Origin of the sequence: Rhizobium sp. S96 (assembly GCF_030382195.1) — a bacterium.
In the GTDB taxonomy this organism is placed as follows: domain Bacteria; phylum Pseudomonadota; class Alphaproteobacteria; order Rhizobiales; family Rhizobiaceae; genus Rhizobium.
In genome coordinates this window covers 128477-141232 of sequence record NZ_JAUDRY010000009.1, presented here as the reverse complement: position 1 = coordinate 141232, position 12756 = coordinate 128477, and the positions used below count along the sequence as shown (strand labels likewise).

Below are 12756 nucleotides of genomic sequence, written 5' to 3'. Positions count from 1 at the left end.
AGCGGGTAAGCCAAGAGCAATAGAATGTTGATTTTCAGGCACGGTGGAAAATCTTGCCTGGATTGAAGATATTGTCCGGGTCAAGGGACTGCTTGATCTGCCGCATCAGGTCGACGGCACCGCCGAGTTCCTGTTCGAGGAAGGCCATCTTTCCCTGCCCGATGCCGTGCTCCCCGGTGCAGGTGCCGTCCATCGCCAGCGCTCGCTTGTTGAGCCTGCCCACGAATTCTTCGGCGACGGCGATCCCGGCATCCGTCTTGTCGTCGAACAGCAGCAGGACATGGAAGTTACCGTCTCCTGCATGACCGACGATCATCGCCAGCAATCCATGCTCCTCGATATCGGCCTGGGTTTCATCGATGCAATCGGCAAGGCGGGAAATCGGCACGCAGACATCCGTTGAAAGCGCTGCCATCTCCGGCGCAAGGGCGCGCGATGCCCAGTATGCATCATGACGCGCCTTCCAGAGCTTGTTGCGCTCGTCGGCGTTGACCGTCCACGCGAATTCACCGCCCCCGCACTCTGCGGCGATCTCGGCGAACTGTTCCGATTGTAACGCAACGGTCTCGTCGGTGCCGTGAAATTCGAGGAACAGCGTCGACTTCTCGTCGTAGCTGAGTTTCGAGTAGGCGTTGCAGGCGCGGATCTGCAGCGCATCGAGAATTTCGATACGCGCAACGGGAATGCCCATCTGGATCGTCATGATGACCGCATCGCAGGCGGCGCGAACCGTCGGGAACGCGCAGACGCCGCCACCGATCTTCTGCGGTATGCCCTGCAGCCGCAACGTCACCGACGTCAGGATACCGAGCGTGCCCTCAGCGCCGACGAAAAGTCGAGTCAGGTCGTAACCGGCGGAGGACTTGCGGGCGCGCCGTGCCGTACGGATCTCCTCGCCGTTGGCCGTCACAACAGTCACGGCGAGCACGTTGTCCTTCATCGTGCCGTAGCGAACGGCGTTCGTTCCCGACGCGCGCGTCGAGGTCATGCCGCCGATCGACGCGTTGGCGCCCGGATCGATGGGAAAGAACAAGCCGGTGTCCCGGAGGTAGGTGTTCAGCTGCTCGCGGGTCACGCCGGGTTCGACAGTGCAGTCGAGGTCTTCGGTATTGACCTCGAGGATACGATTCATCCTGTTGAAATCGATGGAAATGCCGCCGTTCGGCGCATTCACCTGACCTTCGAGCGACGAACCGGTACCGAAACCGATAACTGGCACCTTGTGTTCGGCGCAGATCTTTACCGCCGCCTTCACATCATCGGCGCTTTCGGCAAAGAGCACGCCGTCAGGCAATTGCGGGGGTATGTAGGTCGTCGTGTGCGCATGCTGGGCGCGAAAGGCTTCGCCGGTCTGAAAGCGCTCGCCGAAGCTTTGCTTCAGAATGCCGAGAGCGGCTGCGATCCCGGCCTCGTTTCGTGTTCCAGCCTTTGCGTCTTTGAGCGCCATCTCGTTGATCTCCATAACCTTCGCCGCCCGGAGGCAGGTTGGTATGAGACATGAGACGGCGCCTGTCTAGTGCAAGAATCGACGCAACAGCCCTGTCGGGTGGTCCTTAGACGAGCGGCGGATTCAGCCGCGCGAAACCCTCCTGCCGACGGTACGGGAAATACGGATAGGGTGCGGTCGCAAGGCTGGCTCTATCGAGCTTTTCGACCTGCTCCCGCGACAGCGACCAGCCGACGGCACCAAGGTTTTGCCGTAGCTGCTCCTCGTTGCGCGCGCCAATGATGACGCTCGCCACCGTCGGGCGACCGATGAGCCAGTTCAGCGCAATCTGCGGAACGGTCTTGCCGGTCTCGGCGGCAATATCGTCGAGCGCATCGACGATATCGTAGAGCTTTTGTTCGTCCACCGGCGGCCCGTAGTCGGCAGTCTGGTGCAAGCGGCTCTCCGCCGGCAGCGGAACACCGCGCCGGATCTTACCGGTCAGCCGTCCCCAGGCGAGCGGGCTCCATACCAAGGCGCCCACGCCCTGGTCGGCAGCAAGCGGCATCAACTCCCACTCGTAATCGCGGCCGGCGAGCGAGTAGTAGACCTGATGGGCGACATAGCGCGCGTAACCGTCGCGCTCGGAAACGGCAAGCGACTTCATCAATTGCCATCCGGAGAAGTTCGAGACGCCGATATAGCGGATCTTGCCCGCAGCAATCAGCCCGTCCAGCGTGGAAAGTACCTCTTCCACCGGCGTCGATGCATCAAAGGCATGAAGCTGCAACAGATCGACATAATCGGTTCCGAGCCGCTTCAGGGCGTCCTCGGTCGAGCGGATCAGGCGGGCGCGAGACGTACCCCAGTCCGCCGGGCCATCGCCCATCGGCAGAGCCATCTTGGTCGAGATCAGCACCGCATCCCGCCGCCCCTTGATGGCGTGGCCGAGAACCTCTTCCGACGCGCCGGCGGAATAGACGTCGGCGGTATCGAAGAGGTTCACGCCCGCTTCAATCGAGATATCGACCATGCGCCGAGCTTCCGCCGCATCGGTATTGCCCCAGGCGCCGAAAAGCGGCCCCGAGCCGCCGAAGGTGCCGGCACCGAAACTCAACACCGGCACCCGAAGACCGGATGCACCAAGATTTCTGTATTCCATGGTCTGTCTCCTGTTGTTTCAAGATAGATAGACACTGCGCATACGATGACATAGATTGCCTGAGGAAATGCATTCATGAATTGAATTCATCATGAGCCGACAGGACGTCAATCGCTCCGGCGAAATGGAAATCTTCGTGCGCGCGGTCGAACTTGGCGGCTTCACCGCAGCCGCCCACGCCTGCCACATGACGCCATCCGCGGTCAGCAAGCTCGTGGCCCGTCTTGAAACGCGCCTCGGCACCCGCCTCGTCAACCGCTCCACGCGTAAACTGCAGCTCACACCCGAGGGCTGCGCCTTTTACGAGCGCAGCATATCAATCCTCGCCGATATAGCCGAGGCCGAACGATATGCCTCCGCCGGCGAGCAGGCAGCCGGCCCGATCCGGATCAACACCAGCGCCTCTTTCGGCAATCATGTGCTTGCACCGCTCGTGCCGGCTTTCCTTACGCTCCACCCGGCGGTCACCCTGGACATAACGCACACCGACAAGGTGATCGATCTGGTCGAGGATCGGGCCGACGTCGCCATTCGCGCCGGTCCGCTGAAGAGTTCAAGCCTGATCGCACGCAAGCTCGGCGCGACCCGCAAGATCATCGTCGCGTCGCCGACCTATCTTCAAGAACACGGCACACCTAAATCGGCCACCGACCTGAAAGACCACCGCCGCATCGGCTTGTCCTATGCACGCAGCATCGCGGGATGGCCGATCCTGCATGAGGGGCAAGTTGTCGAGCTGCCGGTCACGCCGGCGATACAGGTGGGAGATGGCGAAGCGATGCGGCATCTGGCGATATCAGGTGCCGGCCTGGCACGGCTCACGAGCTTTACCGTGCGCGCTGATATGGAGGCAGGCCGATTAATCCCGGTCCTGGAGGATGCCAATCCCGGCGATATCGAGGAATTTTACGCCGTCTACATTGGTCAGGGCGGCCCATTGCCCGCCCGCGTCCGCGCTCTGCTTGATTTCCTGGCCGAACACGTCCGGCTCTGAGGATGTCGAAGGCGGATTTGGCAATTGACCTACCGCGCCCACGAAGCCTATATCGCTGGCAAGCCATCCGGCCTCTTTGGCCGATTTCCTTTCCCGGCTGGTGCTGCTCCCCTGCTCTCCGTCCCATCGACCGAGATCCCGGCATTGGCAAGACATGCACAGGACCATGCCGTTGAAGGATGCCAGCCGCGCACGCCCCAAAGCCAGCCTGCCGCGTTGGGCGCTGCTCCTGTCCCTCTCCGCCTTGCTCGTCTTCGGACTGGAACTGCTCGGCCTGCCCGCCTCGCTCCTCATCGGCCCCATGGTGGCGGCCATCGTTCTTGCACTCACCATCGGCCAGGGCCCGTTGCGCGTTCCGCGCTGGCCATTGCTTTTCGGGCAGGCGCTTGTCGGCTTCCTGATGGCCAGGGCCATCACCGTGGATATCCTGCAGACGATGGCTGCCGATGCCCCGCTGTTTCTCGCGATGATCTTCTCGGTCATCGTCGCAGCCGCCCTGCTCGGCTGGGTTCTGACACGCTGGCAGGTTCTGCCCGGGACAACGGCCGTATGGGGTTCTTCCCCGGGTGCCGCGTCGGCGATGGTCATCATGTCGGAGGCCTACGGCGCGGACGCCCGGCTGGTTGCCTTCATGCAGTATCTGCGGGTGGTGTTCGTGGCCGTCGCCGCCTCCGTCGTCTCGCGCCTTTGGGTTGCCGCCGACGGTGGCGAACCGCCGCCGCTGATCCTGTTTCCGCCGATCGACTGGCCGGCCTTCGCGCTGACGGTTGCCCTGACCGCTCTGTCTGCCTTTGTGGCGGTGCGCTTCCGTATCCAGGGCGGCACCATCATCGTACCGCTGATACTCGGCTCGGTTCTCCAAGGCTTCGGTCTGATGAAGATCGAGTTGCCGATGTGGCTTCTTGCTCTCAGCTATGCGCTGATCGGCTGGAGCATCGGCCTGCGCTTCACGCGCGGTATCATCATGCACGCAGCACGCGCCCTTCCCCGCGTTGCTGCTTCGATCCTGGTACTGATGTCACTCTGCGGCGGCATGGCCTTTGCCCTGCATAAGTTTGCCGGCGTCGATCCCCTGACCGCCTATCTCGCCACCAGCCCGGGCGGTGCCGATTCCGTTGCGATCATCGCCGCCTCGAGCGACGTCGATATGCCGTTCGTGATGGCCATGCAGACCGGCAGATTTCTGGTGATCCTCTTCACCGGCCCGATGCTTGCGCGGTTTATCGCGCGGCGATCCGGTCTTGCCGAAAATCCCGCCTGAGCGTCGCCCATTGGCCCGGCGTCATGCCGTACGCCTTCTTGAAGTGACGATGAAGGTGGCTCTGATCGGCAAATCCAGTCGCCGCTGCGACGTCGGATAATCCATCTCCCGCTCCGATCATCGCACGTGCCTGCTGCAGCCGTCTCATCAGGAGATAGCGGTGCGGGCTCGTGGCGAAAGCCGCCCTGAAGTGCCGCGCCAGCGCGAAGCGATCGAGCCCCGTCACCGCTTCAAGCTCACCGGACCGAACCGTCTCCGTCGCGTGCGCCTCGAGGTAGTCGCGCGCCAGTCTGGCGCGCCGCCAGGCGACACTGCCAAGCGGACGCTGCGGCGTCCTTGTATGCCGTGCCAGCCCGTCGGCCACACGAGACACGAAGTCATCGACGAAGAGCTCATCCAGTTCACGGTCCAGTTCACCGAGCGCCGCCAGCAGGGTTCCGGCCAACAGCGGATCGCCGATGACGGGCTCATCCACGAACGGCAGGCCGACCCGTGCGGCTTCCAGGCATTCGACCAGCATCGCCGGCTCCAGATAGAGCATGCGATATTGCAGGCCGTCATCGGTCCCAGCTCCCCCGTCGTGCTCTTCGTCCGGATGCAGCACGATCACCTGCCCGGGCATGCTGAACCGCCGCTCGCCGCGATAAGAGAAGGTCTGCACGCCCTTGGTGGTCACCCCGAGCGCATAGGTATCGTGTCGATGGGGCTCGTAGGCGTTGCCGGCAAATTGCGCACCGATGCGCTCGATACCGGGAAACGCAGGCGCGATCGTAATCCCGTCCGCGCTCTGCTCCGTGCACAAACGTTCAAGACCTTCATAGGCGTGACGATTTACATCCTGGCTCAACGCGACGTCCAAACCCGCATGAAAGAGACTGAAATGTTTGATACCAAAATTGCGATCGTGCTGCGAAACAATCTTGCATCCTGGCAGAAGCTGAACGTCACGGCTTTCCTGATGAGCGGCATCGCTGGCCAGAACCCGGAGATTATCGGCGAAGCCTACAAGGATCGCGCCGGCAATCTCTACAATCCGCTATCCATCCAGCCGATCATCGTCTTGTCGGCGGAGAACGACACGATGTCGACGATCCACCGGCGCTCACTGGAGCGCGGCGTGACGTCATCGCTGTTCATCGAGGAAATGTTCTCGACTGGCCACGACGCGGCCAATCGCGCTGTCTTTGCCGAGTATGCCCCCGATGATGCCAAGGTGGTCGGCATCGCCATCAGGGCGGACAAGAAGACGGTCGACAAGATCACCAAGGGCGCGACCATGCACCAATAACGACAAACGGCCGGGAAAAACCCGGCCGTTTGCAATTCAAGGCAACCCCGATTAGCTCTGGGTAACCGGCGCGATCTGGATTTCGACGCGGCGGTTCTGGGCGCGACCCGCTTCCGTGGCGTTGGAAGCGATCGGCTGCGACGGACCGAAGCCGACAGCGGACACACGGCGCGGATCGACGCCCTGCGTACCGAGATAATCCGCAACCGAGGCGGCACGGCGCTGCGACAGATCCTGGTTATGCTGCAGGCTGCCTGTAGAGTCGGTATGGCCGTTGACGTCGATCAGCGTGCGGTTGAACTTGCGCAACACGATCGCGACCGAGTTCAGCGTCGGATAGAAGCCGGACTTCACTGCGTCCTGATCGACATCGAACGTGATGTTCGACGGCATGTTCAGGATGATGTTGTCGCCATTGCGGGTCACGGAGATGCCGGTGCCCTGCAGCTGCGCGCGGAGTTCGGATTCCTGCTGATCCATGTAGTTGCCGATCGCGCCACCTGCCAAGGCGCCGACACCTGCGCCGATCAGCGCGGCGTTGCGGCGTCCGTGTGCGGAACCGCCGACAGCAAGGCCGGCCAGCGCGCCGACGCCTGCGCCGAGCATGGCGCCGCCAGCCGTGTTCGACATCTTCTGTTCACCCGTATAGGGGTCAGTGGTGGTGCACGCGCTGAGATAGGTTGCGGCAACGGCCAGAAGTATGAATTTCTTGATCATGGACAGGCGTATCTCCGGTTCGAAATGGTGATGCGAGCAGTATTAAGGAATGCGGCAACAAGATGAAGCGGACGAGTTCGATACCGAAAAATCCCGGAATTGCACAGCCCTAGCGGGGTTTTAACAGCAGTGTCTCATTTAAGTCGTGCAAAAAGCGCCGCCAGCAAGCAGAGCGGGCGGCGCTTGGGGATCAAAGGCAACCGTCAGAAATTCTGGAACAATTGCCGGACCGTGTCATAGCTCGCATTGGCGATATTCAGCGACTGCAGCCCCAATTGTTGCTGTGTCTGCAGGGCAGCAAGCCGGCTCGATTGTTCCTCCATGTCGGCATCGACCAGGCGCCCGATGCCGCGCGACAACGAATCGTCGAGCGCCTGCGCGAAGTCGCTTTGCAAGCTGATGCGCGTTTCGAGCGCTCCAAAGGCAGCACCTACGGTGGTCATCTGGTTCAGCATCTTGTCGACGACCGAGATCATTTCGTTGACCTCATCGGTGGTCGTGCTGGAGGATATGCCGATCTCGACCTGCCCGCCGGAATTGCCTGCGGTCGTCAGCATCACGTAGTTCTGGGACGCACCGACCTCCGTCGCGAAATACTGCGACGTAAGCGCTCCGTATTCGCCGGAACCGGTCGATCGATCGTCGATCAGGTATCGCGCGTCCTTCGACGAAACAGACCCCACCGGAGCGAGATCCGCCTCATAGGTGAGCGTGCCTACCGTAATCGTGCCATCGGAATTGCGCGTGAACGACGCCGGGATTTCGCGCGGCTTCGATGGATCGTCGGAATCGTCGATCGAGACCCAATTCTCGCCGTTGAACGTCGCCGACTGCGCGACCGAGCGCAATTGGTCCTTCAGCTGGGTGATATCCAGATTGATCTTGTCCTTGTCGACGCCGGATTCCGTCGCCGCCACAAGCTTTTCCTTGATCTGGCTGACGATATCGATGGTGTTGTCGACAGCCTCGGAGGCCGTTCCCATCGTCGCGGCTGCAAGCCCCAGCGCGTCGCGGATCGCGGACTGCGCCTTCTGGTCACCCTTCAGCGAGGAACTGATGGCCCAATAGGCGCCGTTATCCGACGCCTTTTCCACCCTGAGCCCGGTTGATACCTGCCTCTGGGTCTTCGTCATATCGCGACCGATGTCGCGCAATACATAAAGCGCGGCATCCACCGAAGTGCGCCGATAAATACTCACGGATACTGAACTCCGAACACAACAATACGCAACTGATACAAATCAACCGGTACCGCGAACATTCATGTCCGGGAGCGCCAAACACAGCGCTGGACGGCCCCCCGAAACGCTGGGAGAAACCTGTCGGTTACTATCGAGGATGATTACCGGTTACGCTTAAAAAACCGCTAAAGGTTGAAATTAATTCACCACGTTTGCGGACGTCTCGTAAACCATGACAGATCCGACAACGCCTTGCTCCGCGGATGGCCTTACTCGGCGGCTTCCAGGCTGCTCGGCTTGGCAACCGGGCGTGGCCGCGACGCATGCGCCATCTCTTCGTGCAGCCGCGCTTCTTCATGCGCGTGAGGCTTCGCAAAGCGGGCGATCAGAAGATAGGCGACCGGCGTGATGAAGAGCGTCACCAGCGTCGCAAAGCCCAGCCCGCCGACGATAACCCAACCAAGCGCCACGCGCGCCTCGGCACCGGCGCCATGGGCGAAAACAAGCGGAACGCCGCCGAGAATGGTCGCAATCATCGTCATCATGACCGGGCGAAGGCGCAGTTCGCAGGCACTTTCGATCGCCGTGCGCACATCCACGCCGCGATCGCGGAGCTGATTGGCGAACTCGACGATGAGAATGCCGTTCTTCGCCATGACCCCGACCAGAAGCACGAGGCCGATCTGGCTGTAGATGTTCAGGCTCGAGCCGGTGATCACGAGCGCAAAGACCGCGCAGGCAAGACCAAGCGGCACCGTCGACATGATGATCAGCGAGGACAGCACGCTTTCAAACTGGGCCGCGAGCACCAGGAAGATGATCACGATGGCGAACCCGAAGGTCAGCGCCATCCCGTTTGAATTTTCCGCAAGTGTCGCCGCTTCGGCGAGCGGCACGAGCCGCGCGCCGGACGGAAGCAAGGGCTTCGCAAGTGCCGTCGCCTCTTCAACGGCATTGCCGAGCGAAATACCGTCCTTCAGGCCCGCCGTGATCGCAACGGATGCCAGTTGCTGCTCGCGATTGAGCTGCGGGGCGACCGCGCCCTCCGTCAGCGAGGCAATGACCGACATCGGCACGATCTTGCCGTCGCCTGTTTTCAGGAAGACGTTCTCGAGATCGGTCGGATCGTCGAGCGGTCGCGTATTGGACGTCAGAACAACGGGATAGGCTTCGCCCTTGACGAAGACGTCGACCACCGACCGGCCTTCCAGCAGCGACTGCATCGCGACGGAGAGACCCGAGATATTGATACCGAGATCCGATGCCCGTTCACGGTCGATCGATACCGAGACCTGCGCCTGCGTCGGCTCGTTGGCGAGACGTGGGGATTCGTAGTGACCCGTGGCTTCCAGCGCCGACACCAGCTTGATGGCAGCCGCCGTCAGTGCTTCATAATCGCTCCCAACGACCGCCATTTGCAGGCCGCTGCCGGCTCCACGAATGCGCAGGCTGTTCGACTGGAATGCGCCGCCTCGCAGCGCCGGAACGCGTGCCGCCACGGCGTTGATGTCATCGATGATCTGCGCCTGGGTTCTCTCGCGCTCTCCCCAGGGCGCCAGCGTCAGGACCAGGAAGGCACCGTTGTCTTGGCCACCGCGCCCCGACATCGCAAAGATATTGCGGATCTCGCCGCTGTCGCGAAGAGGCTGCAGATATTCTTCGACCAACTGCAGCTTGTCAGCCGTATATTCCAGGCTCGAGCCCTGCGGCGTGGCCATCCACATCATCGCCATCGCGCGGTCTTCGTTCGGCGTAAGCTCGCTCTTGACCGTCATGAACGACACCACGGCAGCGCCCGCGAACATCAGGCAGCAGACGATCACAACGAGCGGCGCATTGAGGCACCGCTGGAGCGCCCACTTGTAAAGCGCCGCAAACCCCTCGCCGAACCGGCCGAGCACGCCGTGATCCTCGAGCATTTCCCTCGTCAGCATTCGCGAAGCCAGCATGGGGCAGAGCGTCAGGGCAACGATCGAGGATAGGCCGACGGAGATGGCAAGGACGAAACCGAACTCACGGAACAGCCCTCCGACCTGACCGGGCAGAAACGACAGGGGGATGAAGACGGCCGCAAGCGTCGCCGTCGTTGCGATGACGGCGAAGAAGACCTCCCGCGTACCGAGCACCGCCGCGGCGCGCGGTCCCATGCCCTCCGAGCGCCTCCGGACGATGTTCTCGAGCACGACGATCGCATCGTCGACCACAAGACCGGTGGCCAGCACGATCGCTAGCAGTGTCAGGATATTGATCGAAAAGCCGGCGAGGTAGATCGCAGCCAGCGTCCCGATCAAGGCAACCGGCATGCTCACTGCCGGGATCACCGTCGCCCGCCAATCCCGCAGGAAAAGGTAGATGACGACGGTAACGATTGCCGCCGCTAGGATCAAAGCGAGGACGACCTCGTGAATTGCGCCCTGAATGAAGACCGCATCGTCGCTGGTGATGACGATCTGAGTGCCCTCCGGCAAGGTCTTCGACAGTTGTGCAACCGTGGCCTTGATGCCGGTCGATATGTTCAGAGTGTTGGACTGCGCCTGGCGGATCACCCCGAGGCCGATACCCTGCTTGCCGTTCGAACGCAGCGCCGTCTGTCCATCGCGCGGGCCAAGCGTCACGGTCGCGACGTCGCCAAGCCTGATGCGGTTCTTCAGGATCAGATTGGCAAAATCGCTCGGCGATTGCAGCGTGGCTGTTGCCCGTACGACCAGGCTTTGCGAACCGCTCTTCAGGGAGCCTGCAGGGACGTCGAAGGCCGCACTCGACAGCGCCTCTGTGAGGTCGCCGATGGTCAGTCCGCGGCTTGCAAGCTCGCCCTGATTGATGTCGACGCGGAAAGCCTTTTCCTGCTCGCCGTATGTTTCCACATCGGCAACGCCTTCGACGGCGGCCAACCTGTCGACGACTTCGTTCTCGACCAGCAACGTCAGATCGTCCATGTCGAGCTTGGTCGATGTGACCGCGAGCCGCAGGATCGGCTGCGAATCCGCGTCCGCCTTGACGATCTGCGGCGTATCGGCGTCATCGGGAAGAATTTGCGTGATCCGCCCGACAGCGTCGCGCACGTCGTTGGCCGCAACAGAAAGATCGACAGCATCCGAGAACTCGAGCGTCACGCGGCTCTGCCCGAACTGGGAACTGGACGAAATCGACTTGAGCCCGCTGACCCGTGCAACGGCGCCTTCGATGACCTTCGTCACCTCCTGGTCGATCGTCTGCGGCGCCGCGCCATCGAACTTCGTCTGGACGGTGACAACTGGGCGATCGACCTCTGGCAATTCGCGCACTTCGATGCCGAAGTAAGCGGCAAGGCCGGCGACGATCATCAAGGTGTTAAAGACCAGCGCGAGAATTGGCCGCCGCACGAAAAGCGCTGTAAACGTCTCCTTGCCGCCAGCCGGCTTCTCGGGCGTCTCGACCACCTTCATCGCGTCGCAACCCCGCTCGTGGATGCGACCTCGTCCGCCCATCGCACTGCGCCGCCGTCACGCACGCGCTGCAGACCCTGCGTTACGATCAGGTCGCCATCCTGGATATCGGCCTTGACGAGGACGAAGTCGGGATTGCGTTGCACGATGCTCACGGGAACCTTGCGCGACTTTCCGTCGACCACCCGCCAGACGAAGGAACCCTGCGCGTCCCACTGGACCGACAGCGGATCGACGGCCGGATACTGGTCGCCCTTGAACCGCATGCCGACATTGAACGACATGCCGGCCAGCAGCTCGTCCGAGGCGTTGTCGATCCGGGCACGGACACGCAGCGTCCGGCTTGCCGCATCGATGCGGTTGTCGACGGCTTCGACGACACCCGAAAAGACTTGGCCGGGACGCGCGACCGAGGTCGCTTCTACCGCCTGGCCGACCGACACCGAGTTTGCGAAGCGCTCAGGCACCCAATAGTCGACCAGTATCTCGCTGCGATCGTCGAGCGTTGCGATCGGTGTTGTGGTCGAAACATTGTCCCCGATATTGATCGGTATGATGCCGACGATCCCATCGATGGGCGCGACGATGTTGCGCCGCTCCAGATTGAGTTCAGCCGCCTGAAGCTGCAGTCTCGCACCCTGCTCGGCGATCTCCGCATCGAAGACATCCATGCGCGACACGCTGGATTTGATGTTGTGATAGAGGCTGGATTTCTCGATCGCGCTCTTCAGCACGACCTCCGCCTGACCTTGGGCGATCACCTGCTCTTCGCTATCGAGCTTGGCGAGAATCTGCCCCTTGGAGATCCGTTCGCCGGATTTGATCAGAATCTCGCGGATGATACCGCTGGCCTGGGGCGTCACGACAACCGAGCGAACTGCCTCGCCGGTGCCGATCGCGTTGAGGCGGTCGTTGACGATGCCTTGCACCACAGGCTGGGTAACGATGAGGACTGCATCGGACCGCCCGCTGCCACTGCGCCTCTCCTGTGCCCCGCCTACCGCCTTGACCGGTGTCGCAGCACCAACCAGCCGCTCAGACACGCCAACCTTTCGCAGGAAATCCGTCGCACCGGGCACGAACACGACCCATGCCGCGAAGCCGGCAACAACAATGCCAAGGCAGAGGACGAACTGTTTGCGTAAGGGCATTCACGTCTCCGATGAACCGTGAACCGGTTCGTTCAACAAGCGGGGGCGTCGCGGGCGAAATCGCCACACGGCTGCAGTATCCACTCTCCGGCGGCCCGCAGCAAGCTTACCAGACCTTGATAACGCAATTGTCATGTCAATATTCGGTAGC

The 12756-nt window shown here is 61.9% G+C and carries 10 protein-coding genes; 3 read left to right on the top strand and 7 right to left on the bottom strand.

The window, feature by feature from the left end; translation table 11 throughout:
- Positions 1-34: 34 nt before the first annotated feature.
- Together QTL94_RS11660 and QTL94_RS11655 are read right to left on the bottom strand one after the other, a co-directional pair.
- The gene (locus QTL94_RS11660) at positions 35-1447 is read right to left on the bottom strand and encodes an FAD-binding oxidoreductase (RefSeq protein ID WP_289801647.1); all 1413 of its coding nucleotides are present in this window, start codon (positions 1445-1447) and stop codon (positions 35-37) included.
- A 106-nt stretch (positions 1448-1553) separates the two neighbouring features.
- Complete coding sequence (locus QTL94_RS11655) at positions 1554-2588, bottom strand: aldo/keto reductase (protein ID WP_289801646.1); 1035 nt, start codon at positions 2586-2588, stop codon at positions 1554-1556.
- Between the two features lie 91 nt (positions 2589-2679).
- Here QTL94_RS11655 and QTL94_RS11650 point away from each other — a divergent pair, with 91 nt between their 5' ends.
- Entirely contained in the window at positions 2680-3582 is a 903-nt protein-coding gene (locus QTL94_RS11650) for a LysR family transcriptional regulator (RefSeq protein WP_289801645.1), read from the top strand.
- A gap of 166 nt (positions 3583-3748) precedes the next feature.
- Complete coding sequence (locus QTL94_RS11645; RefSeq protein WP_065693634.1) at positions 3749-4843, top strand: AbrB family transcriptional regulator; 1095 nt, start codon at positions 3749-3751, stop codon at positions 4841-4843.
- Here the strand turns inward: QTL94_RS11645 and QTL94_RS11640 are convergent.
- Complete coding sequence (locus tag QTL94_RS11640) at positions 4803-5690, bottom strand: AraC family transcriptional regulator (RefSeq protein WP_065693789.1); 888 nt, start codon at positions 5688-5690, stop codon at positions 4803-4805. The genes QTL94_RS11645 and QTL94_RS11640 overlap by 41 nt on opposite strands.
- 33 nt (positions 5691-5723) lie before the next feature.
- Here QTL94_RS11640 and QTL94_RS11635 point away from each other — a divergent pair, with 33 nt between their 5' ends.
- Positions 5724-6131 carry a DUF2000 family protein gene (locus QTL94_RS11635; protein ID WP_065693633.1) on the top strand — a complete coding sequence of 136 codons (408 nt, stop codon included), beginning with the start codon at positions 5724-5726 and terminating at the stop codon, positions 6129-6131.
- 51 nt (positions 6132-6182) lie between these two features.
- Here the strand turns inward: QTL94_RS11635 and QTL94_RS11630 are convergent, their stop codons facing one another.
- The 4 genes from QTL94_RS11630 to QTL94_RS11615 form a co-directional block, all read right to left on the bottom strand.
- On the bottom strand, positions 6183-6848 hold the full coding sequence (locus QTL94_RS11630) for a YiaD family glycine zipper/OmpA-like lipoprotein (RefSeq protein ID WP_065693632.1): 666 nt from the start codon (positions 6846-6848) through the stop codon (positions 6183-6185).
- Positions 6849-7051: 203 nt separating this feature from the next.
- Positions 7052-8047, bottom strand: a complete 996-nt coding sequence (locus QTL94_RS11625; RefSeq protein ID WP_065693631.1) for a flagellin N-terminal helical domain-containing protein — start codon at positions 8045-8047, stop codon at positions 7052-7054.
- A 251-nt stretch (positions 8048-8298) separates the two neighbouring features.
- Entirely contained in the window at positions 8299-11454 is a 3156-nt protein-coding gene (locus QTL94_RS11620) for an efflux RND transporter permease subunit (protein ID WP_289801747.1), read from the bottom strand.
- Positions 11451-12605, bottom strand: a complete 1155-nt coding sequence (locus tag QTL94_RS11615; RefSeq protein WP_289801644.1) for an efflux RND transporter periplasmic adaptor subunit — start codon at positions 12603-12605, stop codon at positions 11451-11453. The genes QTL94_RS11620 and QTL94_RS11615 overlap by 4 nt, the downstream gene beginning before the upstream one ends.
- Positions 12606-12756 lie beyond the last annotated feature (151 nt).